The 24,024-nt window shown below is 65.3% G+C and carries 25 protein-coding genes; 9 read left to right on the top strand and 16 right to left on the bottom strand.

Annotated elements, in window-relative coordinates:
• Positions 1-171 precede the first annotated feature (171 nt).
• The 4 genes from ACEN2S_RS06655 to ACEN2S_RS06640 are packed head-to-tail and all read right to left on the bottom strand — an operon-like array spanning position 172 to position 3,095.
• A complete protein-coding gene (locus tag ACEN2S_RS06655) occupies positions 172-777 on the bottom strand; it encodes an MSMEG_1061 family FMN-dependent PPOX-type flavoprotein (protein ID WP_441864021.1) in 606 nt (201 codons plus the stop codon).
• A 10-nt stretch (positions 778-787) separates the two neighbouring features.
• Entirely contained in the window at positions 788-1,531 is a 744-nt protein-coding gene (locus tag ACEN2S_RS06650; protein WP_441864018.1) for a lysophospholipid acyltransferase family protein, read from the bottom strand.
• Positions 1,528-2,412 carry a cell division protein FtsX gene (locus ACEN2S_RS06645; protein ID WP_441864739.1) on the bottom strand — a complete coding sequence of 295 codons (885 nt, stop codon included), beginning with the start codon at positions 2,410-2,412 and terminating at the stop codon, positions 1,528-1,530. The genes ACEN2S_RS06650 and ACEN2S_RS06645 overlap by 4 nt, the downstream gene beginning before the upstream one ends.
• An 11-nt stretch (positions 2,413-2,423) precedes the next feature.
• The gene (locus ACEN2S_RS06640; RefSeq protein ID WP_441864737.1) at positions 2,424-3,095 is read right to left on the bottom strand and encodes a cell division ATP-binding protein FtsE; all 672 of its coding nucleotides are present in this window, start codon (positions 3,093-3,095) and stop codon (positions 2,424-2,426) included.
• Between the two features lie 142 nt (positions 3,096-3,237).
• Between ACEN2S_RS06640 and ACEN2S_RS06635 the strand changes: the two genes are divergently transcribed.
• On the top strand, positions 3,238-4,221 hold the full coding sequence (locus tag ACEN2S_RS06635) for a zinc-ribbon domain-containing protein (RefSeq protein WP_441864015.1): 984 nt from the start codon (positions 3,238-3,240) through the stop codon (positions 4,219-4,221).
• A 44-nt stretch (positions 4,222-4,265) separates the two neighbouring features.
• Here ACEN2S_RS06635 and ACEN2S_RS06630 read toward each other — a convergent pair whose 3' ends face one another.
• The 6 genes from ACEN2S_RS06630 to argH form a co-directional block, all read right to left on the bottom strand.
• Positions 4,266-6,986, bottom strand: coding sequence for a TIGR02302 family protein (locus ACEN2S_RS06630; protein ID WP_441864012.1), 2,721 nt, complete (start codon positions 6,984-6,986; stop codon positions 4,266-4,268).
• A gap of 51 nt (positions 6,987-7,037) precedes the next feature.
• Positions 7,038-8,312 carry a diaminopimelate decarboxylase gene (lysA, locus tag ACEN2S_RS06625; RefSeq protein WP_441864009.1) on the bottom strand — a complete coding sequence of 425 codons (1,275 nt, stop codon included), beginning with the start codon at positions 8,310-8,312 and terminating at the stop codon, positions 7,038-7,040.
• A complete protein-coding gene (locus tag ACEN2S_RS06620) occupies positions 8,312-8,632 on the bottom strand; it encodes a DUF2834 domain-containing protein (protein WP_441864006.1) in 321 nt (106 codons plus the stop codon). The genes lysA and ACEN2S_RS06620 overlap by 1 nt, the downstream gene beginning before the upstream one ends.
• Entirely contained in the window at positions 8,632-8,781 is a 150-nt protein-coding gene (locus ACEN2S_RS06615; protein WP_441864004.1) for an argininosuccinate lyase, read from the bottom strand. The genes ACEN2S_RS06620 and ACEN2S_RS06615 overlap by 1 nt, the downstream gene beginning before the upstream one ends.
• Complete coding sequence (locus ACEN2S_RS06610) at positions 8,778-8,927, bottom strand: hypothetical protein (protein WP_441864001.1); 150 nt, start codon at positions 8,925-8,927, stop codon at positions 8,778-8,780. The genes ACEN2S_RS06615 and ACEN2S_RS06610 overlap by 4 nt, the downstream gene beginning before the upstream one ends.
• A 145-nt stretch (positions 8,928-9,072) precedes the next feature.
• Positions 9,073-10,476 carry an argininosuccinate lyase gene (argH, locus tag ACEN2S_RS06605; RefSeq protein WP_441863998.1) on the bottom strand — a complete coding sequence of 468 codons (1,404 nt, stop codon included), beginning with the start codon at positions 10,474-10,476 and terminating at the stop codon, positions 9,073-9,075.
• A 23-nt stretch (positions 10,477-10,499) separates the two neighbouring features.
• On the opposite strand from argH, the gene ACEN2S_RS06600 reads away from it, so the two are divergent.
• The 5 genes from ACEN2S_RS06600 to yddG all read left to right on the top strand — a co-directional run bounded on the left by ACEN2S_RS06600 (position 10,500) and on the right by yddG (position 15,330).
• The gene (locus ACEN2S_RS06600) at positions 10,500-11,069 is read left to right on the top strand and encodes a TlpA disulfide reductase family protein (protein ID WP_441863995.1); all 570 of its coding nucleotides are present in this window, start codon (positions 10,500-10,502) and stop codon (positions 11,067-11,069) included.
• A 234-nt stretch (positions 11,070-11,303) separates the two neighbouring features.
• Positions 11,304-12,143, top strand: coding sequence for an EAL domain-containing protein (locus tag ACEN2S_RS06595; RefSeq protein ID WP_441863992.1), 840 nt, complete (start codon positions 11,304-11,306; stop codon positions 12,141-12,143).
• A 200-nt stretch (positions 12,144-12,343) separates the two neighbouring features.
• Positions 12,344-13,519: an acetyl-CoA C-acetyltransferase gene (locus tag ACEN2S_RS06590; RefSeq protein ID WP_441863989.1), complete on the top strand. Its 1,176-nt coding sequence runs from the start codon at positions 12,344-12,346 to the stop codon at positions 13,517-13,519.
• 92 nt (positions 13,520-13,611) lie between these two features.
• A complete protein-coding gene (gene phbB / locus ACEN2S_RS06585; RefSeq protein WP_441863986.1) occupies positions 13,612-14,337 on the top strand; it encodes an acetoacetyl-CoA reductase in 726 nt (241 codons plus the stop codon).
• 78 nt (positions 14,338-14,415) lie between these two features.
• A complete protein-coding gene (gene yddG, locus ACEN2S_RS06580; RefSeq protein ID WP_441863983.1) occupies positions 14,416-15,330 on the top strand; it encodes an aromatic amino acid exporter YddG in 915 nt (304 codons plus the stop codon).
• A gap of 64 nt (positions 15,331-15,394) precedes the next feature.
• On the opposite strand, the gene ACEN2S_RS06575 is transcribed toward yddG, so the two are convergent.
• The 3 genes from ACEN2S_RS06575 to ACEN2S_RS06565 form a co-directional block, all read right to left on the bottom strand.
• Positions 15,395-15,562, bottom strand: coding sequence for a YdcH family protein (locus tag ACEN2S_RS06575; protein WP_441864734.1), 168 nt, complete (start codon positions 15,560-15,562; stop codon positions 15,395-15,397).
• Positions 15,563-15,678: 116 nt separating this feature from the next.
• A complete protein-coding gene (locus ACEN2S_RS06570; RefSeq protein WP_441863980.1) occupies positions 15,679-16,440 on the bottom strand; it encodes a tRNA1(Val) (adenine(37)-N6)-methyltransferase in 762 nt (253 codons plus the stop codon).
• Positions 16,441-16,653, bottom strand: a complete 213-nt coding sequence (locus tag ACEN2S_RS06565; protein ID WP_441863977.1) for a putative signal transducing protein — start codon at positions 16,651-16,653, stop codon at positions 16,441-16,443.
• Between the two features lie 64 nt (positions 16,654-16,717).
• On the opposite strand from ACEN2S_RS06565, the gene ACEN2S_RS06560 reads away from it, so the two are divergent.
• The gene (locus tag ACEN2S_RS06560; protein ID WP_441864731.1) at positions 16,718-17,719 is read left to right on the top strand and encodes a polyprenyl synthetase family protein; all 1,002 of its coding nucleotides are present in this window, start codon (positions 16,718-16,720) and stop codon (positions 17,717-17,719) included.
• 90 nt (positions 17,720-17,809) lie between these two features.
• Here ACEN2S_RS06560 and ACEN2S_RS06555 read toward each other — a convergent pair whose 3' ends face one another.
• The 3 genes from ACEN2S_RS06555 to ACEN2S_RS06545 form a co-directional block, all read right to left on the bottom strand.
• A complete protein-coding gene (locus ACEN2S_RS06555; protein WP_441864728.1) occupies positions 17,810-18,646 on the bottom strand; it encodes a 4-(cytidine 5'-diphospho)-2-C-methyl-D-erythritol kinase in 837 nt (278 codons plus the stop codon).
• A complete protein-coding gene (locus ACEN2S_RS06550) occupies positions 18,639-20,366 on the bottom strand; it encodes a tetratricopeptide repeat protein (RefSeq protein WP_441863974.1) in 1,728 nt (575 codons plus the stop codon). The genes ACEN2S_RS06555 and ACEN2S_RS06550 overlap by 8 nt, the downstream gene beginning before the upstream one ends.
• A 94-nt stretch (positions 20,367-20,460) precedes the next feature.
• On the bottom strand, positions 20,461-22,122 hold the full coding sequence (locus ACEN2S_RS06545; protein ID WP_441863971.1) for a 4Fe-4S dicluster domain-containing protein: 1,662 nt from the start codon (positions 22,120-22,122) through the stop codon (positions 20,461-20,463).
• A 328-nt stretch (positions 22,123-22,450) separates the two neighbouring features.
• Between ACEN2S_RS06545 and greA the strand changes: the two genes are divergently transcribed.
• Complete coding sequence (gene greA / locus ACEN2S_RS06540) at positions 22,451-22,921, top strand: transcription elongation factor GreA (protein WP_441863968.1); 471 nt, start codon at positions 22,451-22,453, stop codon at positions 22,919-22,921.
• 6 nt (positions 22,922-22,927) lie between these two features.
• Positions 22,928-23,998, top strand: a complete 1,071-nt coding sequence (locus ACEN2S_RS06535) for a hypothetical protein (protein WP_441863965.1) — start codon at positions 22,928-22,930, stop codon at positions 23,996-23,998.
• Positions 23,999-24,024: the final 26 nt, after the last annotated feature.

Below are 24,024 nucleotides of genomic sequence, written 5' to 3'. Positions count from 1 at the left end.
AGGGGCAGCGCGATCCTGGTCGCGCTGCCGTGCTTGCGCAGGCTGCTCCGCCCGGAAAGCCATCGGAAGCTGTATCGGCCTTTCGCTGCAGAAACCTGGGGCAAGGACCTCACCCCATCATCCGGCAACCAGTCCCCCCTGCTCCGGGGAGAACGACTTCAGCCTTGTCCGCTACCACATCGTCCCGGCCGCGCGGACCGGCCATTGGGCGTCATAGGCGGCACCATCAATGCCGCCTTCGGTGATCTCGCGCAGCATATCGCCCACGCTCGGCAGACCCGCTGCCTGATTGCCATCGGTCCAGATCCGCGCCCGCATGAGCGCCCGCGCGCATTGCGAATAGACCTCGGCCACCGTCACCACCGCCACCGTGCGGGGGCGCTTTCCGTCGCGCTCAAACCGCGCCAGAACCCCTTCGTCGGCGGTCAGCCGGGCGGTGCCGTTCACCCGCATCACATTGTTGGACCCGGCCACGAGGAACATCAATGAGACGCGCGGATCGCGCACGATGTTGCGCAGGCTGTCGATGCGGTCATTGCCCTTCCAGTCGGGCAGAAGCAGCGTCCGGGCATCCGGGATCTGCACCACCGGGCCATCATCGCCGCGCGGGCTGGCGTCGGTGCCTTCAGGCCCGACCGTCGTCAGAATGCACAGACGGCTGCGCGCAATCCAGGCGCGGTAGGCGGGGGTCAGGCCGGGGGTGACCTTCACCGTCGCGGCCTGCCCCGGCACGCCATAAAGCGCCTCGAGCGCCGCAACCGACCCGATGTATTCCATGCCGTCCCCCTTATGCCCCTGCGGGCGCCACGAACCCCGCTTCGGCCATCAGCGCATCAGAGGCAGGCTCAACCTCGGCCTCCAGCCGCTCGAGGAAGGTGCGGATATCAAGACCCGCCGGAATCCGCGGCAGAAACTCGATCACCGCCGTCCCCGGCTGCCGCATGATCGCCGATTTCGGCCAGAACAGGCCGACATTCACCGCCACCGGCACGCAATCCTGCTTCAGCTCGGCATAGAGCACGCCGGAGCCGACCTTGTACGGCATTTTCACCCCCGGCGCGACGCGGGTGCCCTGCGAAAAGATGATCAGCTGCCCGCCCTTGTGACGCGAGGCATAGACGTCGCGCACCATCTTCTTGATCGCAGCACCCTTCTTGCCACGGTCCACCGGCACGCAGCCCGAGAGGAACGCATACCAGCCGATGAAGGGCACATATTTCAGCTCTTTCTTCATGATGTATTTGCCGCGCGGCAGCGCGCCAAAGATCATGATGATGTCGAGGAAAGACTGATGCTTGGCGGCGATCAGCACCTCATCGGTGGGGATCTCGCCGCGCACTTCGCATGTCAGGCCGACGATCCAGCGCGCCGACCAGCAGACGTAATGGCAGTAGTTGCGCATGATCCAGAGCGTCACATTGCGCCCGCCAATGAGGCCGAACGGAAACAGCACCGTCGCCCAGACCGCGAGGAACACATACATCTGGATGATGAAGAACAGCGAACGCAGATATTGCAGGGCGTGTCTCATCGGATTCCTCTCAACATGCGCAGGGCCGCAGCCCGGGTCGCCAGATAGGCCACCAGCGCGGCCAAGGGCGGGATCAGCAGCGGCCAGACCCATTGCAGACCCTGAAAACCAAGGCCGGTCAGAAAGCCGCCCGCCGCATCGGCATCGGGCAGAAGTGCTAGGGCCAGCATGCCCAGAACGGTGCCGAGGCCCGCGCCCGACAGCCCGCGCAGGGTAAAGCGGCGCACGAAAGCCTGGGCGATGAACACATCCCGCGCGCCCACCAGCCGCAGCACGCGGATCACCTGCCCGTTCGCCGCCAGCGCCGCCTGCGCGGCCAAAGTGATCATCCCCGCCGTCGCCCCGCCGATCAGCAAGAGCGATACGAGGCCCAGAAACCGGATGCGCCCCGCCGCGGTGACAAGGGGTTGCCGCCAGCGGCTGTGGTCATCGAGCACCGCGCCCGGCGCCTCGGCCGCCAACCGCAGACGCAACCCCTCGGCGTCAAAGCCCGAGGAGGATTCCACCAGCTCGATCAGCTGCGGCAGCGGCAGGCTTTCCACCGGCAGATCCGGCCCGAACCAGGGGTCAAGCAGCTTTTTCATCTCGGCATCGTCGAGCGGGCGGTAGGAGTCGAGCCCCGGCGTGGTCTTCAGCGCCTCCAGCACCGCCTGCGTCTGCGCCAGCATCTGCTCGGGCGGGGCCGAGATGCGGATGGTGGCGGTACGTGCCAAAGCATCCGACCAGCGATGCGCCAGCCGCCCGGTCGCCATCGACAGCGCAAGCGCAAACACCGCCAGAAAGGCCATGGCGGCGGCGGTCAGCACCGTCAGCCGCGCGGTAAAGCCGGTGGGCGGCACCACCCGGTCGGGGCCACGGCTCTCGCTCTGCAACAGGGCCATCACGCGCGCGATCACAGGTCTGCCCCCGCGAGTTGCAGGCGGCGGTTCTGAATGCGCAGCACGCGGGCGGGCACCTGTGCCTTGGCGGCGCGGATCAGGTTCAGGTCATGGGTGGCGATCAGCACGGTCTTGCCCATGCGGTTCAGCTCCACCAGCAGTTTCAACAGCCGCAAGGACATCTCCCAATCAAGGTTGCCCGTCGGTTCATCGGCCAGAATGATCTCGGGCGACATGATCACCGCACGGGCCAGCGCGGCGCGTTGCCGCTCGCCGCCCGACAGATGCGGCGGCAGGGCGTTCATCTGCGGCGCAAGGCCCACCCAGGACAGGAGGTCATGCAATTCCTGCGCCTGAATCGGCGTATCCGACACCGTCAGCGGCAGTGCCACATTTTCGGCCACAGAGAGGTGATCGAGGAATTGGCAATCCTGATGCACCACGCCGATCCGGCGGCGCAGCACGGCCACGTCATCGCGGGTGGCGGCGCGCACCTCCTGCCCGAACAGGCGCAACTGGCCCGAACTGGGCATCAATTCGCCGTAACACAGCTTGAGGAAGGTGGTCTTGCCCGCGCCGGAAGGGCCGGTCAGAAAGTGAAAAGACCCGGGCACCAGCTTCAGCGTCAGATCGGACAGAAGTTCCCCCCCGCCATAGCTCATTGCCACATTCGTCAGCTCGATCACGTCGCGCGTCCCCTTTTCACGTCCCGTCAACATGTTGCCGCCCGAAATGGGCGCAAATGCTTGGATAACGGATCGCCGCTTGCTACAACATGTCTGGAAGAAATGCCAGAATGGCATCAACGCAGGGCAGGGTGGGAATTTGATGCGGCTGATTTGCCCCAATTGCAGTGCTCAATATGACGTTGACGACAGCGTCATCCCCGATGCCGGGCGCGATGTGCAATGCTCGAACTGTGGTCAGACATGGTTCCAGCCCAGTGCCCGCTATCTGCGGGAGGCCGCCGAAGCCGAGGCCAGCGCCCCCGGCGCGTTTGAAGAGGAATGGGACGAACCCTCGCCCCTCGCGGCCGAGCCGGTGGGACGGATGACGCGCAAGGGCGCGGCGGAGCGCGAGGCCGCGACCGCAGCAGCAGCGCCTGCCAGTGCCGAAGCCCCCCAGCCCCACGCGTCGCCCGACACGCCTTCTGAGGCGCCCGCGTCCGCCGGGGCCACCGCGCCCGCCGCAGAGGCGCCGGCACCACCGCCTGCCCCTGTGCGCTCGGAGAGCGAGCAAACCCGCCGCGCGCTGGATGACAGCCTGCTCGCCATCCTGCGCGAAGAGGCCGAGCGCGAGGCCCGCGCGCGCCGGGCAGAAGGCATCGTGCTGGACAGCGAGCCCGAGTTCAACCTGCCCCCCGCCGGAAAGGGCCGCGACGTGCCGATGGCCAGCGCACTCGCCGCCGCGGGTGTCGACAGCATCGCCCATCTGCGCGGCACGCCGGAAGGGACCACCGCCCCGCCCGAGGACGAGCCCGTCCCGCAGCACCGCCGCGAATTGCTGCCCGACATCGAAGAGATCAACTCGACCCTGCGCGCCACTTCGGACCGCCAGCACGAACCTGCCGCCCGCGATGCGCCGCAGACCGAGGCGCACCGGCGCTCCGGTTTCCGCTTTGGCTTTTCGATGGCGGCGATGATCGCGGTGACCGGCACCGTGTTTTACCTCTTTGGTCCGCAGATCTCGGCCGCCGTGCCGCAGCTCGCCCCGGCCGAGGCCCGCTATCATGCAATGGTCGATGTCGGGCGCCTCTGGCTGGAGCAAAAGGTGCAGCTGCTGGTGAAACAGATCAGCGCCAGCGGCACCTGACCCCGTCGGACTGGCCCCGTCGGACTGGCACGGTTGTCACCCGGTCAAAACTGATCCAGCAGGCGTTTCAGATAGTCCAGCTCGGCTTCCGGGCGCAGCCGTTCGCCCGAGCGGCGGCGGATTTCGTCCAAGAGATCGCGCGCGCGGCGATAGACATCTTCGCCCTGCAACAGGTTTTCGCCCGACCCCTGCGTGCCGCTTTGGCCCATATTGCGTCCCAAGGGATCGCGCGGCACCTCGCGGTCGCCGCCCTGCCCGCCCGCGCGCGCCTGATCCTGCGCGTTCTGATCGCCGCGCTGCCCCCCCTGTTGCTGCGCCAATGCCTCGCCCAATGAGCGCATGCCCTCGCGCAGCGCCTCGATCGCATCGGCCTGCCGGTCAAGCGCCTGACCATTATCGCCATCGCGCAGGGCCTGCTCTGCCTCTTCCATTGCCCGGCCCGCCTCATCCAGACGCTGGCGCGCGGTGTCATCCGCCTCGGACCCGGTGCGCGGCAAAAGCCCCTGCTGGCGGCCGAGTTCGCGGCGCAGATCGCGCTGACGGGTGGCCAGATCGCGGCTGTCCGCCCCCTCTCGGCCTGCCCCCTCTCGACCCGAGCGGTCCTGCCCGGTGCCATCTTGCCCACCGGGCGCCTGCGGACCTCCCGGCTGGTCGTTCTGGCCCTGCTCGCTGTTCAGGCCCTGCCCGCCCTGCGGACCCGGGTCGCTGTTGCGGCGCGGGGTGCCACCGGGGTTGAAATTGTCCTGCAGATCACGGAAGGCCTGATCTGACAGATCCTGCTGCTGGCGCAAGGTATCGCCCAGATCCTTCATCGCCTGCTGCCCCGGACCGCCGCTTTGGCCGCCCTGCCCCTGGGTGACCTGCAGGTTCTGCATCATCCGCGCCAGCTGATCGAGCAGCTCCTGCGCCTCGGCCATCCGGCCCTCTTCCATCAGCTTCTGGATCTCGTCCATCATCTGCTGGATCTGATCGCCGGTGATGCTCTGCGCATCCGGCTGGTTTTGCGCGAAACGATCCGCCGGGTCCTGCTCCTGCCCACGTTCGGCCAGCATGGCGATGTAATCATCGGTGGCCTTCTTCAGATCCTGCATCAGCTTGGCGATCTCATCGGGCGAAGCGCCATTGCGCATCGCCTCGGTCAGCCGCTCCTGTGCCTGCTGCATCGCGGCCAGCGCATCCGAAAGACCACCATCCTCCAGCAGCTCCGCCACTTTCCAGAAGGCCTCGGCCAATTCATCGCGCAATTCGGGCGTCAGCGGCCCCAGTGTCAGCCCCTGATCCAGCCGCCGCATCGCCACCCGCAGCAAGAGCCAGGCGCGCTCGTTGCGCATGAAACCCTCTGGTCTATAGGTCACCGCATGCAGGATCTGCGCCACCCGCGGCCCGTTCGCCGCCGACCACAAAAGGTCACGCCGCATCTCGATCACCGCCGCCGCGATCGGGTCAAAGAAACGCTTACCCGGCAGCTCCAGCGACAAAGGCGCCGATTGCCCGGTCTGCCCGCGCCCATCGGTGACCTCGAGCTGGATCTTGACCGGCAGATTGGCCCAGGGATGCATTGCAGCATCCTCGACCAGAACCTCCGAGAAATCCGCGCGGTTGCCGGAGAGCGGCAGCGGCAGATCGAACACCAGAGGCTCACGCGGCTCCGGCGCGAGCGCAAGACCAAAGCGCCGGTCAACGGCCGCCATGTCGAGGGTGATCGTCGCGGTGCCGCCCGTCACGGCGTAGTCATCGCTCGCGTGGAAACTCTGCGACAGCTTGCCATCCGCCCGCCGGGTCGCGGGCGACAAAGGCTCCACCTGCGGCGCGCGGTCGGGCAAAACGATCAGCTCAAAATTGCGGCCTGTCACGCCGGAGATGCGCACCTGCCCCGTATGCTCCGCCACGAATTCAAAGGATTGCACCCCCTCCGGCGCCGCGGGTGCGGCAGCCCCCGCGGGGGCCTCGGGCGCGGCAATCGGCGCGGACTTTGGCTCTGAAACGGATTCGTTCAGCGCGATCTCGCCCGGCGCGCCATAAAGGCGGAAGGTCAGCCGCGTGCCCGCCGGAATTTCCAGCGGCACCTCGCCCAGCGGATTGAGATAAAGGCCCGGCCGCCCGGTGTAATGCGGCGGCTCCGCCCAGCCCTCCCATGAGGGGCCGCTGGCCTGTATCGCCCCCCCGGGCGCACCCGGCACCACCACGCCGCTCGGCGCACGGCCCCAGAGGCCAAAGCCCAGCGCCATCACCAGCGCCGTCATCGCCACAAGCCGCAGCGCAAAGGGATCGCGGCGCGGCAGATCGGGCTGCGGCGCCACCGGGCGCAGACCGTCCAGCCGTGCCGACATGCGGGCCAGATGCGCGGCCCAGAGCGCCTGCGCGCCCGCATCCGCGCCGCCCAAGGCCATGGAATCGCTCAGCGCCGCAATCGGCCGCCCCGGCAATCCGGCATCCAGCCGCGCCAGAGCCTCGGCCTCGGTCGGCCAGCGGAAGCGCCGCGCGCCCCACCAGATGCCCAAGCCCATGGTCAGCAGCCAGCCCAGCCCCAGCCCGCCGCGCAGCCAGAGCATATCAACCTCGGTCGCGCCGAAGGCAACCAGCGCCACGCCGGCCACCACAAAGCAGAACAGCGGCCAGAAGCAGCGCAAAACGCGCTCCAGCACCATGCCCGCCTGCGTCAGCCCCCGCGCAGCCCTGATCTTTGCCAATGCCGGATGCGGCACGGAAGCAGCGGGGCGCGGCGCCCCCTCAGGGAGATGGTCGGGGGCGGAATTCAGGGTCATGCGCCTCGTCTTGGCCCGTTTGCACGGGGCGGTTTTCGGAAGACTGCCCGGTTATTCTGCGGAAAGCCATGCGGGAATGCTATCGCGCCCCAGGATTTCCTCATAGGTCGGACGCGCCCGGATGACAGCGAAGTGATCCCCGCGGACCAGAACTTCCGGGATCATCGGCCGGGTGTTGTATTCCGAGGCCATCACCGCGCCGTAGGCCCCCGCCGAGCGGAAAGCGACCAGATCGCCGTCGGTCAGCGTGGGCAAAGCGCGTGCCTTGGCAAAGGTATCGCCCGTTTCGCAGACCGGCCCCACCACGTCATAGGGCTGCGCGGTGCTGGCGGCCTCGGCCTCCTGCACCGGGATGATATCGTGATGCGCGCCGTACATCGAGGGGCGCACCAGATCGTTCATCGCCGCATCGAGGATCAGGAAATCGCGCCCCTCCCCCTCTTTCAGATAGATCACCGAAGAGACCAGAATCCCCGCATTGCCCGAGATCAGCCGCCCCGGCTCGATTTCGATCTCACAGCCCAGATGCCCGACGGTTTCGCGGATCACCTGACCATATTCCATCGGCAAGGGCGGCGCCTCGTTCGAGCGGGTGTAGGGAATGCCCAGACCGCCACCGAGATCGAGGCGGCGGATATCATGGCCATCGGCGCGCAGATCGGCGTAGAGATCCGCCACCTTCAGATAGGCGGCGCGGAAGGGTTCCAGATCGGTCAGCTGGCTGCCGATATGCACATCAATCCCCACCACATCGATGCCGGGCAGGCTGGCCGCCTCGGCATAGACCGCGCGGGCCTTGGCGATGGGAATGCCGAATTTATTCTCGGATTTGCCGGTGGCGATTTTCTCATGCGTCTTGGCATCCACATCCGGGTTCACCCGGATCGCGATCGGCGCCACCTTACCCAGACGGCTGGCCACCTCGGAGAGGGCCCGCAGTTCCGGCTCGGATTCCACGTTGAACTGACGGATGCCGCCTTCCAGCACCAGCGCCATTTCTTCGCGGGTTTTGCCGACGCCGGAGAACACGATGCGCTCGCCCGGCACGCGCGCCGCTTTCGCCCGGCGGTATTCGCCGCCCGACACCACATCCATCCCGGCCCCGAGATCGCCCAGCACCTTCAGCACCGCGAGGTTGCCGTTGGATTTCACCGCGAAACAGATCATGTGATCCATGCCCGCCAGTGCCTCCTGAAACAGGCGGAAATGCCGGGTCAGCGTGGCCGTGGAATAGACGTAGAACGGCGTGCCGACGCTGGCCGCAATCTCGGCAACCGAGACGTCTTCGGCATGCAACACACCGTTTTTATAGAGGAAATGGTCCATCAGATCACCTTGCGGGTTCGCAGGAAAAGGTAGAGCGGCAGCCCGCAGGCGACGCCAATGAAAAAGGTGGCGGGGATCGCCCAAAGCGCGCTCCAGTTCCGGCGCACCCGGGTTTCGGCAAGGATCCATACCGTCAGGACCAGCGCCGCAATCATCAGATCATAGGCGAGCCCCGTGGCCGCCCGGTTGGCCATCCAGCCCGAGGCCAGCGCCGGGAGGCTCCAGTCGTTCGCGCTCAGATGCGCCAGAAACTGCCGCATCGGCAGGACCGCGCCCAGCACCGCCAATGTCAGATAGCACAGGCGCAGCGGCGAGGGCATCACAGACGGCTCACCACGCCCACCCGCGCCTCACCCGAGATGCTCAGGCCCGGCGGCGGGGTGGTTTTGGCGGCGGGGGGCTGCGGTGCGCCATCGACGCCGCAGGCGGCCAGCGCCAACAGGCCGAGCAGAAATGCCGGGCGGATCATGGTGTCACCCGGATGCCAACGCCGCCGAGACTGCCCGAGAGTGAGGGAACCACCCGCACCCCCTCTGGCGTCACCCGGACATTGGCATTGGCCCGCGGCTGGGCGCAGGAAGCCAGCAGCAAAACCAGAGGAACGAGACATTTCATCGGGCACTCCTTGGGGGCAGGACTCTGGGTTGGCAGACATCGGGGGCGCAGCTATCTGGAGCAGGCGTTTTTCAGGGTACAGATTCAACAAGATACGCGGTCATCGGCACAAAGGCCCCCGGCGATACCGGGGGCGCGCCGGATCTCAGAGTTTGGCTTTCCAGCGGGCCACTTGCGCGCGCACCTGTTCGGGCGCGGTACCGCCATAGCTTTGACGCGAGGCAACCGAATTGTGAACCCCCAACACATCAAACACCGCCTGGGTGATCCCCGGATGCACCGCCTGCATCTCGGCCAGGGTCAGCTCGGGCAGATCGCAGCCCTTCGCCTCGGCCGCCGCCACCAAAGTGCCGGTGACATGATGCGCATCGCGGAAGGGCAGACCCAGCTCACGCACCAGCCAATCGGCCAGATCCGTCGCGGTCGAGAAGCCGCTGGCCGCCGAGGCCGCCAGCTTGTCGCGGTTGACCGTCAGATCCGAGATCATCCCGGTCATCGCCGCCAGCGCCAGCATCAGTGTGTCGGCGGCGTCAAAGGTCTGCTCTTTGTCTTCCTGCATGTCCTTGGAATAGGTCATCGGCAGGCCCTTCATGATGGTAAAGAGCGCCACGGTCGCCCCCAGCACCCGGCCGATCTTGGCACGGATCAGCTCGGCCGCATCCGGGTTGCGCTTTTGCGGCATGATCGAGGAGCCGGTGGACCATTTGTCCGACATCGCCACAAAACGGAACTGAGCCGAGGACCAGATCACCAGCTCTTCCGCCAGACGCGACAGATGCATGGCGCAGATCGAGGAGGCGGCAAGGAATTCGAGCGCGAAATCGCGGTCGGCCACGGCATCAAGGCTGTTGGCGGCCGGGCGGTCAAAACCCAGTGCCTTGGCGGTCATGTGCCGGTCAATCGGGAATGAGGTCCCGGCAAGGGCGGCGGCACCCAACGGGCTTTCGTTCATCCGCGCCCGGGCATCGGCAAAGCGCGAGAGGTCGCGGCCCAGCATCTCGACATAGGCCATCATATGGTGGCCCCAGGTCACCGGCTGCGCGGTTTGCAGATGGGTAAAGCCCGGCATCACCCAATCGGCCCCCGCCTCGGCCTGCACCAGAAGCGCCTGAATCAGCGCGGTGATCGAGCTCTGCGCCGCATCGCATTGATCGCGCACCCAGAGGCGGAAATCGGTCGCCACCTGATCATTGCGCGACCGCGCGGTGTGCAGACGCCCCGCCGGTTCGCCGATGATTTCCTTCAGGCGCGCCTCGACATTCATGTGAATGTCTTCCAGCGCGGTGCGGAACGGGAATTTCCCCGCCTCGATCTCTGACAAGACCGTGAGCAGGCCTTCCCGGATCGCCTCGGCATCGTTACTGGTGATGATACCCTGTGCGGCAAGCATCGCCGCATGGGCCCGGCTGCCCGCGATATCTTGCGCATAGAGCCGCTGGTCGAACCCGATCGAGGCATTGATCGCCTCCATGATCGCATCCGGCCCGGCGGCAAAGCGCCCTCCCCACATCTGGTTGGAGGAGACGGTATCCTTGGCGCTGTCGGTCATCTTGGGCCCTTCCCGGAGGCAATATGGTTCGCTTATCTGCACTCGCTCTTTATACGGCCCTTGGCCTCTGTGCAAATCTCACGGCGATCCCCGCCATGGCCGCCGACCTGACGCCGCTGCGCAGCGGCGCGATGAACAAGCTGGTGATCGCCGAGGCGCCCGCGCAGCCGGAAAACGTGCTGGAGGTTGAGCTGCCGATGCTGAGCGGCGGCAATGCCCGCCTGGCCGATTATCAGGGGAAAGTGGTGCTGGTGAACTTCTGGGCCACTTGGTGTGCGCCCTGCCGCAAGGAGATGCCCGCGCTGGCGGCGCTGCAATCGCGGCTGGGGGGCGATGATTTCAGCGTGGTCACCGTGGCCTCGGGCCGCAACCCGGAACCCGCGATCCAGAAGTTCTTTGCCGAAGCCGGGGTCGAGGGGCTGCCGGTGCTGCGCGACGAACGCCAAAGCCTCGCGCGGCAGATGGGCGTTCTTGGCCTGCCGGTCAGCGTACTCTTTGACCGCGAGGGGCGCGAAGTGGCGCGACTGATCGGTGATGCGGCATGGGATGGCCCCGAGGCAGAAGCTGTCATTCGCGCAGTGATGGGCGACTGATCGGCGGCCCGCAGGTCGGCGCAGAAGATTCGCGCCACCCCAAAGGATTTGCCTCAGGTGTTAAGACGTTTTTGGCGCGCCATGCGAGGGGGAAGCGCCATACTTTTGATGGGGCGCAGCAATTTCAACAAGATAGACCACCTCGCAGTCTTTCATCAAAATTGGTTAAAATCCAAAGGTTTACTCCTTCTTAGCTGCTTTTGTCCAAATTGGGGCCAAGTGAAGGAGAGACCCATGTCCAGACACGAATTCTCAAAAGGGCTGATCGAGCCAGGGCTGGCAAGCCCGCTGGATTTCGCGGTGACGCAACGCGACCGCGAAACCATGGGCATGGTGCGCGCCGCCATCGACCGCCGCGACGTGGTGCTGGCCTTCCAGCCCATCGTTCAGGCCACGCGGCCCGACCGCCCGGCCTTCTACGAAGGGTTGATCCGCCTCCTTGATGAAACCGGCCGCATCATTCCGGCCAAGGATTTCATTGAAACCGTTGAGAATACGGAAATGGGACGCCAGATTGACTGCCTCGCGCTGGAAATGGGGCTGATTGCGCTGTCCGAAGACCCGTCTTTGCGCCTTTCGATCAACATGTCGGCACGCTCCATCGGCTATCCGGCCTGGATGAAAGCGCTGAACAAGGGCCTCGCCATCGACGAAACCGCGGCCGAGCGGCTGATTCTGGAGATCACGGAAAGCTCGGCGATGGCCGTGCCCGAACTGGTCACCGTCTTCATGCAGGATTTGCAGGCGCGCGGCGTGTCCTTTGCGCTGGATGATTTCGGCGCGGGCTACACCTCGTTCCGCTACCTGCGCGAGTTTTACTTCGACATCATCAAGATCGACGGCCAGTTCATCAAAGGCATCGCCGACAGCGCCGACAATCAGGTACTGACGCAGGCGCTGGTGACCATCGCGCGGCAGTTTGACATGTTTACCGTGGCCGAATGCGTTGAGAACGCCCGCGACGCCGAATTCCTGATGGGCATGGGGATCGACTGTATGCAGGGCTATTATTTCGGTGCGCCGACGATCATGCCACCGTGGAAAACCCCGCCCGCGCGAAAGATGCGCGCCTGATACCTCTTTTAGGGCCTGTGCCAGCCGCACAGGCCCTTTTCATCTTCATACTTTCGTCACGCAAGAAAATTGCGCGGCAATGCGCGCAGCACCTGCCCCTGCGGCAGCATTGCGCTTGACCTGCCCTCTCCATTGGTCATTCTGCACGATGAAGACGGGGGTTTCGGCGCCCGGATCCGCAGATAGGGGAGAGGACCCACATGACCAATATCGTTATCGTCTCGGCCGCACGCACGGCCGTCGGCAGCTTCAACGGCGCCTTCGCCAACACCCCGGCGCATGAGCTGGGTGCAACCGTCCTCGACGCCGTTGTGACCCGTGCGGGCATCGACAAAGCTGAAGTTTCGGAAACCATCCTCGGTCAGGTACTGACCGCGGGCCAAGGCCAAAACCCGGCCCGTCAGGCGCATATCAACGCTGGTCTGCCGATTGAGGCCGCTGCCTGGGGCATCAATCAGGTCTGCGGCTCAGGCCTGCGCGCCGTGGCGCTCGGCGCCCAGCACATCATGCTCGGCGATGCGGCCATCGTCATCGCGGGCGGTCAGGAAAGCATGTCCCTCTCGAACCACGTCGCGCATCTGCGTGCCGGGACCAAGATGGGCGACATGAAGATGACCGACTCGATGATCAAGGACGGCCTCTGGGACGCGTTCAACGGCTACCACATGGGCCAGACCGCCGAGAACGTCGCCGCAAAATTCGGCATCAGCCGCGAAGAGCAGGACGTCTTTGCCCTCGGCAGCCAAAACAAGGCCGAAGCCGCGCAAAAGGCCGGTAAATTCACCGATGAGATCACCGCATTCATCGTGAAAACCCGCAAGGGAGACATCGTCGTTGATGCCGATGAATACATCCGACACGGCGCCACGCTGGAATCGATGCAAAAGCTGAAACCGGCCTTCACCAAAGACGGTACGGTCACCGCCGCCAATGCCTCGGGCCTGAACGACGGCGCTGCCGCCGTGCTTTTGATGACCGAGGAAGAGGCGCAACGCCGCGGCCTGACCCCAATGGCCCGCATCGCCTCTTATGCCACCGCCGGGGTTGACCCGTCGATCATGGGCTGCGGCCCGATCCCGTCGAGCCGCAAGGCGTTGGAAAAGGCTGGCTGGAAAGCCGCTGACCTTGACCTGATCGAGGCGAACGAAGCCTTTGCCGCACAGGCGGGCGCGGTGAACAAGGAAATGGGCTGGGACGTGTCGAAGGTGAACGTCAACGGCGGCGCCATCGCCATTGGTCACCCGATCGGTGCCTCGGGCTGCCGCATCCTGAACACCCTGGTGTTCGAGATGAAGCGGTCGGGCGCGAAAAAGGGTCTCGCGACGTTGTGCATCGGCGGCGGCATGGGCGTTGCCATGTGCCTCGAAGGGCTGTAATTGCTGCAGCTGCAAACGGGCGCGCAATATTGTTGCGCGCCTCAATTCATTTAAGTAACACTGTTTCAAAGAAGTCTGGCTAAGGAGGAATCATGTCCAGGGTAGCACTCGTCACCGGTGGCTCGCGCGGCATTGGCGCAGCGATCTCGATCGCGTTGAAAGCCGCGGGCTATAAAGTGGCCGCGAATTACGCGGGCAATGACGAGGCCGCGGCGGCGTTTACCGCCGAAACCGGTATTCCCACCTACAAATGGTCGGTGGCCGATTATGACGCCTGCGCCGCGGGCGTGGCGAAAGTGGCCGAAGATCTGGGGCCGATCGATGTGCTGGTGAACAATGCGGGCATCACCCGCGACGCCATGTTCCACAAGATGACCCCGGGCCAGTGGAAAGAGGTGATGGACACCAACCTCTCTGGCCTGTTCAACATGACGCATCCGCTCTGGACCGGCATGCGCGACCGCAAGTTTGGCCGCGTGATCAACATCTCCTCGATCAACGGGCAGAAGGGTCAGGCGGGTCAGGCCAACTACTCCGCGGCGAAAGCGGGCGATCTCGGCTTTACCAAGGCGCTGGCGCAAGAAGGCGCGCGCGCGGGCATCACCGTCAACGCGATCTGCCCGGGCTATATTGGCACCGAAATGGTCCGCGCCATCGACGAGAAGGTGCTGAATGAGCGGATCATCCCGCAGATCCCGGTCGGCCGCCTGGGCGAACCGGAAGAGATTGCGCGCTGCGTGGTCTTCCTTGCGGCAGAGGATGCGGGCTTCATCACCGGCGCCACGATCACCGCCAACGGCGGGCAATATTTCGTCTGAGCCCTTGCGCGCGACGCGAAATTTCCGCACGACGTCCAAAGGCCCGCAGGTTGCGGGCCTTTGCTTTGGGAGACACCGATGACCGACACCGCGCCCGAAACGATCACCGCTGCCGCACGCACCGCCACCCGGCGCGCGACGCTCATTGGTTTTTCGGCGGTTGCCCTGTGGTCGCTCCTGGCATTGTTCACCGTCGGCTCCGCGCCGGTGCCGCCCCTGTTGCTGAACGCGCTGACTTTCGGAATCGGCGGCCTTCTGGGGCTGGTCTGGGTGGCGCTCAGCGGCAATCTGCGCGAGTTGCGCGATGTCAGCTGGAAGGTTTATGCCTTCGGCACCGCCGGGCTTTTTGGCTATCATTTCCTGTATTTCTCGGCCCTGCGCATGGCGCCTCCCGCCGAAGCCGGGCTGATCGCCTATCTCTGGCCCCTGCTCATCGTGCTTTTCTCGGGGTTTCTGCCCGGCGAGCATCTGGGCCGGTTGCACATCATCGGCGCGCTGATGGCCTTTGCCGGGGCCGCGATGATCGTCGTCAGCAACGCCAACACGGGCAGCACCGGGCCCTCAGGCTCGGCACTGCCCGGCTATGGGCTTGCCTTTCTCTGTGCTCTGACCTGGTCCGCCTATTCGCTGGGCTCACGCCGACTTGGCAGGGTGCCCACCGCGGCAGTAGCGGTCTATTGCCTGGCGACGGCAGCCCTCTCGGCTGCCGCGCATCTCGCGCTGGAGCCCAGCCTCTGGCCCGTGGGACCGATGGGATGGGCAGCCGTCATTGCTCTCGGCCTCGGCCCGGTGGGCCTGGCCTTTTACACATGGGACATTGGGGTGAAGCGCGGTGATATTCAGCTTCTGGGCACGGCTTCCTATGCCGCACCGCTTCTGTCCACTCTTGCCTTGATTGCAGCCGGTGCTGCACGTGCCAATACCGTTATCGTAGCGGCAGCGGTGCTGATTGCTGCAGGCGCGGCGCTGGCTGCAAAAGCCAGCCGCCGGTAGGGCATACCCGCCGCAAACGACAAGCGGGCAGCCCTGACGCAGCCGGATCTCTCCGGCTCTGCGCTTAGCTGGTAGACAGCCTCGAAATCTCTTCCTTGATGCGAAGTTTCTGCTTTTTCATCTCAGCGATGTCGAGAGCTGGCGTCGCGGGGCTTCGCTGTGCCCGCTCCACCGCATCCGAAAGATGCTGGTGCTTTCTCCGCAGTTCCTGAAGGTGTGAACTCAACGACATGGCCGTCTCCTCTACCGTGAACATGTCTTGATTCCATCACAAAACCCGAGTCGTGTCACGCGCCGAGAAGTTAATTTCACCAGAATATGACGGCTTTGCGAAACATTGCTAAAAAATCAATTACCAAGCAGCAATGAACCGCCGTGACGCAAGATCGTGACCGCTGCGGGGTTGAGATCTTCACCATCGCTGCCATGATGCGGCGCGGCATGCAGCACGAAGGGCGCCAGCAGCCGGAAGGGCGATCTGGCGCCTTTGCGGGCCTGCACAATCACCCGCCCGGCGGCACGCCCCTGCCGCGGCGCGAGCGGCAAGACAGTGATTCCCCCCGCCCGTCCGGCCAAAGCCACGATCAGATCCGGCAGCCGGTCGGCATTCTGGATCAGCGTCACATAGCCCCCCGGATGCAGCCGTTTCAGCGCCGCCGTCACCCAATCCGCCTGAGTGGTTTCCTCGCGCTGCGCGGCCTCGCGCCCCGGGTCCGCGGCGGCTGTGCCGCCCTGCGCGGTGAAATAGGGCGGATTGGCGATCACATGATTAAAGCTCTGCGCCCGCAACGCGGCGGGCGGGTGCCGCAGATCCCCCTCGAACACCTCAAAGGGGATGGCGTTCGCCACGGCATTCCCCCGCGCCAGCGCCGCATAATCGCCCTGACGCTCCAGCCCCGCCAGCCGCAGCCCCGGCACCCGGCGCCCCAGACAGAGGCTGGCCACCCCCGCCCCGCAGCCCAGCTCCAGCACCGATTGCCCCGCCCGCGCCGGACAGGCCGCCGCCAAGAGCACCGGGTCCATCGCGGCGCGGTAGCCATGCCGGGGCTGGGCGATGGTCAGCTGCCCGCCCAGAAACCCGTCCTGCGTCAGATCCTGCGGCGTGAACATTCAATCCGTCGCTATATCGGCATCGCGCAAGACTGCGCGGGCCATGAACAATTCAGTGTCGCGCACCATCACCCGGCGCGGCAATATGCCAATGCCGCCTTCGAGTACGCTCATATGGACGTCCATCTGAAAGGTCGCTATACCCTCGCCCTCAAGAAGGGCTGTGGCGATGGCGATCTTCACCGGGTCCGTGCTGCGAAAAAGCTCTTTCATAGGCCAAGGCTTACGGGCAAGCATCGGCCCTGTCGAGACCGTGGAGCGAGAAGAGGGAATGGCAATGTCGCTGGATGACAAGGCACAAAAACCGCACGATCTGCTGGCGATGGCACTGGCCGATGACATGGCGGCGGTGAACGCCCTCATCCGCGACCGCATGGCCTCGGAACATGCGCCGCGCATTCCCGAAGTGACCGCGCATCTGATCGAGGCAGGCGGCAAGCGGCTGCGGCCGATGCTCACCCTCGCCGCCGCGCGGCTGTGCGATTATGCGGGCCCCTATCACATCCATCTGGCGGCCACGGTGGAGTTCATCCACACCGCCACCCTCTTGCATGACGATGTGGTGGATGAGAGCGCGCAGCGGCGGGGCCGCCCCACCGCCAACCTGCTTTGGGACAATAAATCCAGCGTGCTGGTGGGCGATTACCTCTTTGCCCGCGCCTTCCAGCTGATGACCGAAGCCAACAACATGCGGGTGCTGGAGATTCTGGCCAATGCTTCGGCCACCATCGCCGAGGGCGAGGTGCTGCAGCTGACCGCCGCACAGGATCTGGCCACGGATGAAGCGGTTTATCTCAAGGTGGTGCGCGGCAAGACGGCGGCGCTCTTCTCGGCGGCCACCGAAGTGGGCGGCGTCATCGCGAGCGCGCCCACCGAGCAGGTCAAGGCGCTCTATGCCTATGGCGACGCTTTGGGAATCGCCTTCCAGATGGTGGACGACTACCTCGACTATGCCGGGACGCTGGCGACGATCGGCAAGAACCCCGGCGATGATTTCCGCGAGCGCAAACTGACGCTGCCGGTCATCAAGGCTGTGGCGCAGGCCGATGCGACCGAGCGCGCCTTTTGGCAGCGCACCATCGAAAAGGGTCAGCAAGGCGACGGCGACCTTGAGCAGGCGATGGCGCTGTTGGCCAAATACGGCACGCTGGAGGCGACCCGCGCCGAAGCCACCCTCTGGGCCGATCGCGCTGTCTCGGCGCTGGACGCATTGCCCGACCTGCCGATGCGGCAGATGCTGGCGGATCTCGCGTCCTATGTGGTGGCACGGATCAACTGATCCGCTGCCGCCCTGGCGAAAGCACAGCCGGGCCGCGAAACCCGGCCTCTGCCAAACCGCACATTCCAGCACTGCTGCGCGGCGGCGGGGTCAGCGGGCCAGAAGCCCGGTCTCTTTCACCCACCAACCGGGCTCGGCAGCCCAGAGCACGCGGGCGGCCTCTTTGGCCGCGTCGCGCCGCGCGAACAGCCCGAAACAGGTGGCGCCAGAGCCTGACATCCGCGCCACAGCGCAGCCCGGTTGCGCCGCCAATGCCGCAAGCACCCGCCCGACCACCGGCGCCACCGTCAGCGCCGGGGCCTCAAGGTCATTGCGACAGTGCTGCAAAAAACCCACCAGATCCGCGACATCCCCGAACGTCGGCAGGGTATCCGGCATCGGCGCACCGTCTTTTTCGGTCAACGCCGCGAACACCGCAGGCGTCGGCACCATCACCCCGGGATTGACCAACACCAACCACAGCGGCGGCAGCGACGGCAGCGGGGTGATCACTTCCCCCACACCCTGCATCCGCTTGACCCCCGGCTTGAGGCAGACCGGAACATCGGCCCCCAGCTTCATCACCATCGAGGTGAGCGGCAGGCTCCGCTGCCACAACGCCGCCAGACCGCTCAGCGCCGCCGCCGCATCCGAAGAGCCGCCACCAAGCCCCGCCGCATGCGGCAGGTGCTTTTCAAGCCGGATCGCCGCATTGCCGCCGCCGAGCAGCCGCGCCGCCTTGAGAACAAGGTTTTCCTCGCTCTCCGGCACACCCGAGGCCATCGGCCCCTCCACGCTCAGGCTCAGCCCCGGCCCCGCCGCAAAATGCAGCCGGTCCCCCAGTTCGGTGAAGACCACCAGACTGTCGAGCAGGTGATAGCCATCCGCCCGCCGCCCGGTGACATGCAGCGTCAGATTGACCTTGGCGGGGGCAAGGCGCTCAATCAGCATCGGTTGATTTCAACGGCGGCTGCTTTTCGTCGATCAGCACCTGATCGAGGCCCTTTTCCAGCTTGGCCCGGATCCGGGCGGCATCGGCTTCGGTCTCGGGGCCAAAGGAAAGCGCGCGGCGCCACTGGAATTCGGCCTCGCGCTTGCGGCCCACCGCCCAATAGACATCGCCCAGGTGATCGTTCACCAGCGAATCCACCGGCATCTGCTCAATCGCCTTTTCCATATTGCCCACGGCATCGGCATAGCGCCCCAGCCGGAATTCGGCCCAGCCCAGACTGTCGAGGATATAGCCCGCCTCGGGCTGCGCCGTGGCGGCACGCTGGATCATGTCCAGCGCCTCATCGAGGTTCTGCCCCCGCTCGACAAAAGAATACCCGAGGTAGTTCAGCACCTGCGGCTGATCCGGGTTCAGCTTCAGCGCCAGACGGAAATCCTTCTCCGCATTGTCCCATTGCTTGAGCCGCTCCTCGGCGATGCCCCGCGCGAAATAGACAAACCATTGCTCCGGCGCGGGATCGCCCAACAGGCTGACCGCCTTGTCATAGGCCGCCAGCGCTTCCTTGTACCGCTCCAACTGGCGCTGCGCATCGCCAAGCTCAACCCAGATGGCGACCAGATCAGGCCTGGCGCGGGTCAGCGCGGTCAGCACTTCGATCTTGGCATCCACCTTGCCCGCCTGCCCCAACGCATTCGCGCGCCCCAGTTCGGCCGCGGTGAACGAGGGGTCATCTTGCGGCACCTTGGCATAGACCGCCGTCGAGAGGTCAAACTGGCGCTGCTGATCCAGCAGACTGGCCGTGAGCAACAACGCGTCGATGTGGTCCGGGCGCAGATCCACCGCCAGCCGCGCATAAACGAGGGTGATCGCCTCCGGCAATTCATTCGACAAAGCCGAAGCGAGGGTGAAGAACACCTCGGACATTCCGTCTGCGGGCGAGGTGACGGCGGTAAACGGCACGGTTTTTCCCGCCGCCAGATCCGCCCGCAAGCCCGCCAGCGCCGGGTCGAGCTCGGGGCCAAAGACCTTGTCGATCAGGGCCATCGCATCCGCGTCGCGCTCAAGCTGCGACAGGATCTGGGCATGGGCAATGACCCCGCGCCGGGTCGGGCGCAGCTCAACACCTGCATCCCCGGCAAAGATCTTGTCCGCCGTCTCGAAATCCCCCACGGCGGCCAGCGCCAGCGCCTTGTGATACGCACCAAACACCGCCATCGTCGGGTCTTGCTTGGCCAGGGCGTCAAAGGCGGCACGCGCCTCGGACATCTGCCCCATTCCGTAATAGGCCCAGCCCTGCACCAGCCCATCGAGCAGGGTGCCGCCGTTGATCCCCTCGGCCACGCGTTTTTGCAGCGCGTCAAACTCGCCCGCCTCGGTCATGGTGGCAATCTGCACCAGCGCGGCAATCGGGCTGCCCTTTTCGCGGCTGATGTCCATGGTGGCGGCAAAGGTCTTGGCGGTGGTCATGTCATCCATGCCCACCAGCGCGATCAGCTCGGATTCCTGCAAGAAAGCATTGCCCGGATCGCCCAACAGCGCCTGGCCGTAATAATTAGCCGCCTCGCGGTAATCGCCGTCCAGCGTCGCCGTGCGCGCGGCCAGATAGGGCCCCGCCAGATCAGCGCGCGCCGCGCCCAGGCCCCAGCCCGCCCCGAGGGGCAGCCCCAGCACCGCCGCAAGCAACATCGGATGGATCAGGCGATTGAAAAGGCGCAAGGCAATACTCCATGACAGGTCGCCCGCAGGGTATCTGCCCCCCCGCGCCATGGCAATGCGGGGCGCGCGCAGCAGGCGCGCCCTCGCTGATAAGTTACATGTTGGGGTAGTTCGGCCCGTCACCGCCCTGCGGGGTCGTCCAGTTGATGTTCTGGCTCGGGTCCTTGATGTCGCAGGTCTTGCAATGCACGCAGTTCTGGAAGTTGATCTGGAAGCGCGGGCCATTCTCGCCCTCGAGCACCTCATAGACCCCCGCAGGGCAATAGCGCTGCGCCGGTTCGTCAAACTTCGGCAGGTTCACCGAAATCGGCACGCTCGGGTCTTTCAGCTGCAGATGGCAGGGCTGGCTTTCCTCATGGTTGGTGAAGGAAAACGCCACATTGGTCAGCCGGTCAAAGCTGAGTTTGCCATCCGGGCGCGGATAGTCGATTTTCGGGAATTTCGACGCCTCGCCGGTGGCGGCCGCATCGGTTTTCCCGTGTTTCAGCGTGCCAAACAGGCTGCCGCCAAAAATCGAGTTCCACCACATGTCAAAGCCGCCCAGCGCCAGCCCGCCCCAAAGGCCAAGCTTCGACCACAAGGGTTTCACGTTGCGCACCTTTTTCAGGTCCTGCGCAATCGGGCCCGAGCGCAGATCGGTCTCATAGGCGGTCAGCTCATCGCCCGCGCGACCCGCTGCCAGCGCCGCCGCCGCCGCATTGGCCGCCGCAATCCCCGAGAGCATCGCATTATGGTTGCCCTTGATCCGCGGCACGTTCACGAGGCCCGCCGAGCAACCCAGCAGCGCGCCGCCCGGGAAGACCACTTTCGGGATCGACTGATAGCCGCCCTCGGAAATCGCCCGCGCGCCGTACGCCACGCGTTTGCCGCCTTCGAGCAGCTCGGCAATCATCGGGTGATGCTTGAAGCGCTGGAATTCCATGTAAGGGTAGAGATGCGGGTTCTGATAGTTCAGGTGTACCACAAACCCGACATAGACCTGATTGTTCTCAAGGTGATAGACGAAGGAACCCCCGCCCGCATTATTGCCCAGCGGCCAGCCCATCGTATGGGTGACCGTGCCCTCGCGGTGCTTCTTGGGATCAATCTCCCAGATCTCTTTCATGCCGAGGCCAAATTTCTGCGGCTCATGCCCGGCGCCCAGATTGTGCCGCGCCATCACTTCCTTGGCCAGAGAGCCGCGAACGCCTTCCGACAGGAAGACATATTTGCCCAGGAGCTCCATCCCCGGCTCATAGCTGGCGCCCATCGAGCCATCGGCCTCTTTGCCAAACTCGCCCGCGACAACCCCGGCGACCCGGTCAACGCCGTCAGCGGTTTTGGCCCAGACGATCTGGCTCGCGGCCATACCCGGGAAAATCTCGACGCCCAAAGCCTCGGCCTGTTCGGCCATCCAGCGGCAGACATTCGCCATCGAGACGATGTAATTGCCGTGGTTGTTCATCAGCTTCGGCATCGGCCAGTTCGGGATGCGGATCTTGCCCGCCTCGCCCAGAACGTAGAAGTTGTCGTGCTTGACCTCGGTCTTGATCGGCGCGCCCATGCTGCGCCAATCGGGCAGCAGCGCGTCCAGACCACAGGGGTCGAGCACCGCGCCCGAGAGGATATGCGCGCCGACTTCGGATCCCTTTTCCAGCACCACCACCGATAGATCGGGGTCGATCTGCTTCAGGCGGATCGCTGCCGACAGGCCCGCCGGACCCGCCCCCACGATCACAACATCATATTCCATCGACTCGCGTTCGATCTCGGCCATCCCGCTCCCCTTTGCCGCTTGCATCTGCTGGCTCTGCTCTCGGCGAACTTGGTAGCCGACAGTGTCCTGCCACGCAATCGTTACGCGGCGATGCAGCAAATAATGCCTTTTCATGCGCCCCCAGCGCTCAAGAGCGACAAGATGCAGCGAAAACGGCCAAATTGCGCAGGCAAAACCCCGCCGAGAGCGCCGGGCCGGACGCCGGGCCGAACAGTATCGCCCGCGGCGCAGATCCGAAATTGGTGACAAGCCCTTGACTTTCAGCCGCCATCACGGATTTACACGAAGAGCGTGGCACAATTTCAGACAACCGCGAACAGAGGCCCTCATGGAAAAGATACCGATGACGCGGGCGGGGTTCACCGCGCTCGAAGAAGAACTCAAAGCCTTGAAATCGGTGGAGCGTCCCGCCGTGATCAAAGCCATTGCCGAAGCGCGCGAACATGGCGATCTGTCGGAGAATGCCGAATATCACGCCGCCCGCGAAAAGCAGAGCTTTGTCGAGGGCCGGATCAAGGAACTGGAAGCGATCATCAGCCGCGCTGAAGTGATCGACCCGACGAAACTGTCGGGCTCGGTGAAATTTGGCGCGACCATCAAACTGGTGGACGAAGACAGCGACGAAGAGCGCACCTATCAGATCGTGGGTGAGGCAGAGGCCGATATCGAGAACGGCTTGCTGAACATCCGCTCGCCGCTCGCCCGGGCCCTGATCGGCAAGGACGAGGGCGACAGCGTCGAGGTGCGCACGCCCGGCGGCGACAAATCCTACGAAATCCTCTCAATCCGCTTTATCTGAAGCGCGATGGCTGGCCCCGACACCTCTTCCCCGGCACATGACGCCCCGACCCCGGCCGAGGCGGCTTTGGCGCGCGGCCTGGCGCGCGACGGCCTGATCCGCGCGCCGGTGGCAGATGGCAGCATGACCGGCGGGGAAAAGCTGGCGCTGGGGGCGGCCTTCGTCTGGCTGTTGGTGCTGGGCGGGTTCTTCTTCCTGCGCCCGGCAGATGCAGAGCCGCTGCGACTGCTGGATCTGGTGTTGGTGCTGGTGGGACTGTTCATGCCGCCCGCCATGGTCTGGCTGGCGGCGGTGAACGCCCGCACGGCGCGGCAAACCCGCGCCGAAACCCAGCGCCTGCAACAGTCGATCGACGCGTTGCGTCAGGCCTGGGTGGCGCAACAGGCCAAGATGTCGCGCCCTTCGGTCGAGAAAAAGCTCGAGGAGATCGCGGCCGCCACCCGGCAGACCGAAAGCGCGCTGGCCACCTTCACCTCGCGCCGCGACACGGGGGCCACCGTGCCTTCGGCCGACCGCAAAGCGGCCTTTGCCGCGCCGCGCCCCGCAGACCCTGCCGAGGATCAGCAGGCCCTTGCCCTGGGCACCCCGGCCGAGGATCTGCGCGCGCCGGTATCGGTTGGCGACTTTGTCAAAGCCCTGAATTTCCCGGACAATCCCGAGGATCGCGATGGGTTCCGGGCGCTGCGCCGGGCGCTGGAAGACCGCACGATGGCCAAGCTGATCCGCGCGGCGCAGGATGTGCTGACCCTGCTTGCGCAGGATGGCATCTATATGGATGACCTCAAGCCCGACCGCGCCAAGCCCGACCTCTGGCGCCGTTTTGCCAAGGGCGAGCGGGGCCGCGAAGTGGCCTCTCTGGGGGGCATCCGTGACCGCTCCAGCCTGGCGCTGACCTCTGGCCGCATGCGGCAGGACACGATTTTCCGCGATGCGGCCCATCACTTCCTGCGGCAGTTCGACAAGACCTTCACCGATTTCGAGGCCAATGCCACCGACGTCGAAGTCGCCGATCTGGCCGAAACCCGCACCGCACGCGCCTTCATGCTGCTGGGCCGGGTGACGGGCACCTTTGATTAAACGCCGGTCTGGCGTCCCCGGCAGGG

The sequence above is a fragment of the Phaeovulum sp. W22_SRMD_FR3 genome, from assembly GCF_052113705.1.
Lineage (GTDB): Bacteria > Pseudomonadota > Alphaproteobacteria > Rhodobacterales > Rhodobacteraceae > JBGQOG01.
Note: the sequence above shows the minus strand (reverse complement) of the source record. Positions and strands in the feature narration are given on the sequence as shown.

Excerpts from the sequence above, each read along its gene's own strand:
- ACEN2S_RS06655 (WP_441864021.1), bottom strand. The coding sequence starts at position 777 with ATGGAATACATCGGGTCGGTTGCGGCGCTCGAGGCGCTTTATGGCGTG.
- ACEN2S_RS06650 (WP_441864018.1), bottom strand. The coding sequence starts at position 1,531 with ATGAGACACGCCCTGCAATATCTGCGTTCGCTGTTCTTCATCATCCAG.
- ACEN2S_RS06645 (WP_441864739.1), bottom strand. The coding sequence starts at position 2,412 with ATGGCCCTGTTGCAGAGCGAGAGCCGTGGCCCCGACCGGGTGGTGCCG.
- ACEN2S_RS06635 (WP_441864015.1), top strand. The coding sequence starts at position 3,238 with ATGCGGCTGATTTGCCCCAATTGCAGTGCTCAATATGACGTTGACGAC.
- ACEN2S_RS06630 (WP_441864012.1), bottom strand. The coding sequence starts at position 6,986 with ATGACCCTGAATTCCGCCCCCGACCATCTCCCTGAGGGGGCGCCGCGC.
- lysA (WP_441864009.1), bottom strand. The coding sequence starts at position 8,312 with ATGGACCATTTCCTCTATAAAAACGGTGTGTTGCATGCCGAAGACGTC.
- ACEN2S_RS06620 (WP_441864006.1), bottom strand. The coding sequence starts at position 8,632 with ATGCCCTCGCCGCTGCGCCTGTGCTATCTGACATTGGCGGTGCTGGGC.
- ACEN2S_RS06615 (WP_441864004.1), bottom strand. The coding sequence starts at position 8,781 with ATGATCCGCCCGGCATTTCTGCTCGGCCTGTTGGCGCTGGCCGCCTGC.
- ACEN2S_RS06610 (WP_441864001.1), bottom strand. The coding sequence starts at position 8,927 with ATGAAATGTCTCGTTCCTCTGGTTTTGCTGCTGGCTTCCTGCGCCCAG.
- argH (WP_441863998.1), bottom strand. The coding sequence starts at position 10,476 with ATGACCGACAGCGCCAAGGATACCGTCTCCTCCAACCAGATGTGGGGA.
- ACEN2S_RS06600 (WP_441863995.1), top strand. The coding sequence starts at position 10,500 with ATGGTTCGCTTATCTGCACTCGCTCTTTATACGGCCCTTGGCCTCTGT.
- ACEN2S_RS06595 (WP_441863992.1), top strand. The coding sequence starts at position 11,304 with ATGTCCAGACACGAATTCTCAAAAGGGCTGATCGAGCCAGGGCTGGCA.
- ACEN2S_RS06590 (WP_441863989.1), top strand. The coding sequence starts at position 12,344 with ATGACCAATATCGTTATCGTCTCGGCCGCACGCACGGCCGTCGGCAGC.
- phbB (WP_441863986.1), top strand. The coding sequence starts at position 13,612 with ATGTCCAGGGTAGCACTCGTCACCGGTGGCTCGCGCGGCATTGGCGCA.
- yddG (WP_441863983.1), top strand. The coding sequence starts at position 14,416 with ATGACCGACACCGCGCCCGAAACGATCACCGCTGCCGCACGCACCGCC.
- ACEN2S_RS06575 (WP_441864734.1), bottom strand. The coding sequence starts at position 15,562 with ATGTCGTTGAGTTCACACCTTCAGGAACTGCGGAGAAAGCACCAGCAT.
- ACEN2S_RS06570 (WP_441863980.1), bottom strand. The coding sequence starts at position 16,440 with ATGTTCACGCCGCAGGATCTGACGCAGGACGGGTTTCTGGGCGGGCAG.
- ACEN2S_RS06565 (WP_441863977.1), bottom strand. The coding sequence starts at position 16,653 with ATGAAAGAGCTTTTTCGCAGCACGGACCCGGTGAAGATCGCCATCGCC.
- ACEN2S_RS06560 (WP_441864731.1), top strand. The coding sequence starts at position 16,718 with ATGTCGCTGGATGACAAGGCACAAAAACCGCACGATCTGCTGGCGATG.
- ACEN2S_RS06545 (WP_441863971.1), bottom strand. The coding sequence starts at position 22,122 with ATGGCCGAGATCGAACGCGAGTCGATGGAATATGATGTTGTGATCGTG.
- greA (WP_441863968.1), top strand. The coding sequence starts at position 22,451 with ATGGAAAAGATACCGATGACGCGGGCGGGGTTCACCGCGCTCGAAGAA.
- ACEN2S_RS06535 (WP_441863965.1), top strand. The coding sequence starts at position 22,928 with ATGGCTGGCCCCGACACCTCTTCCCCGGCACATGACGCCCCGACCCCG.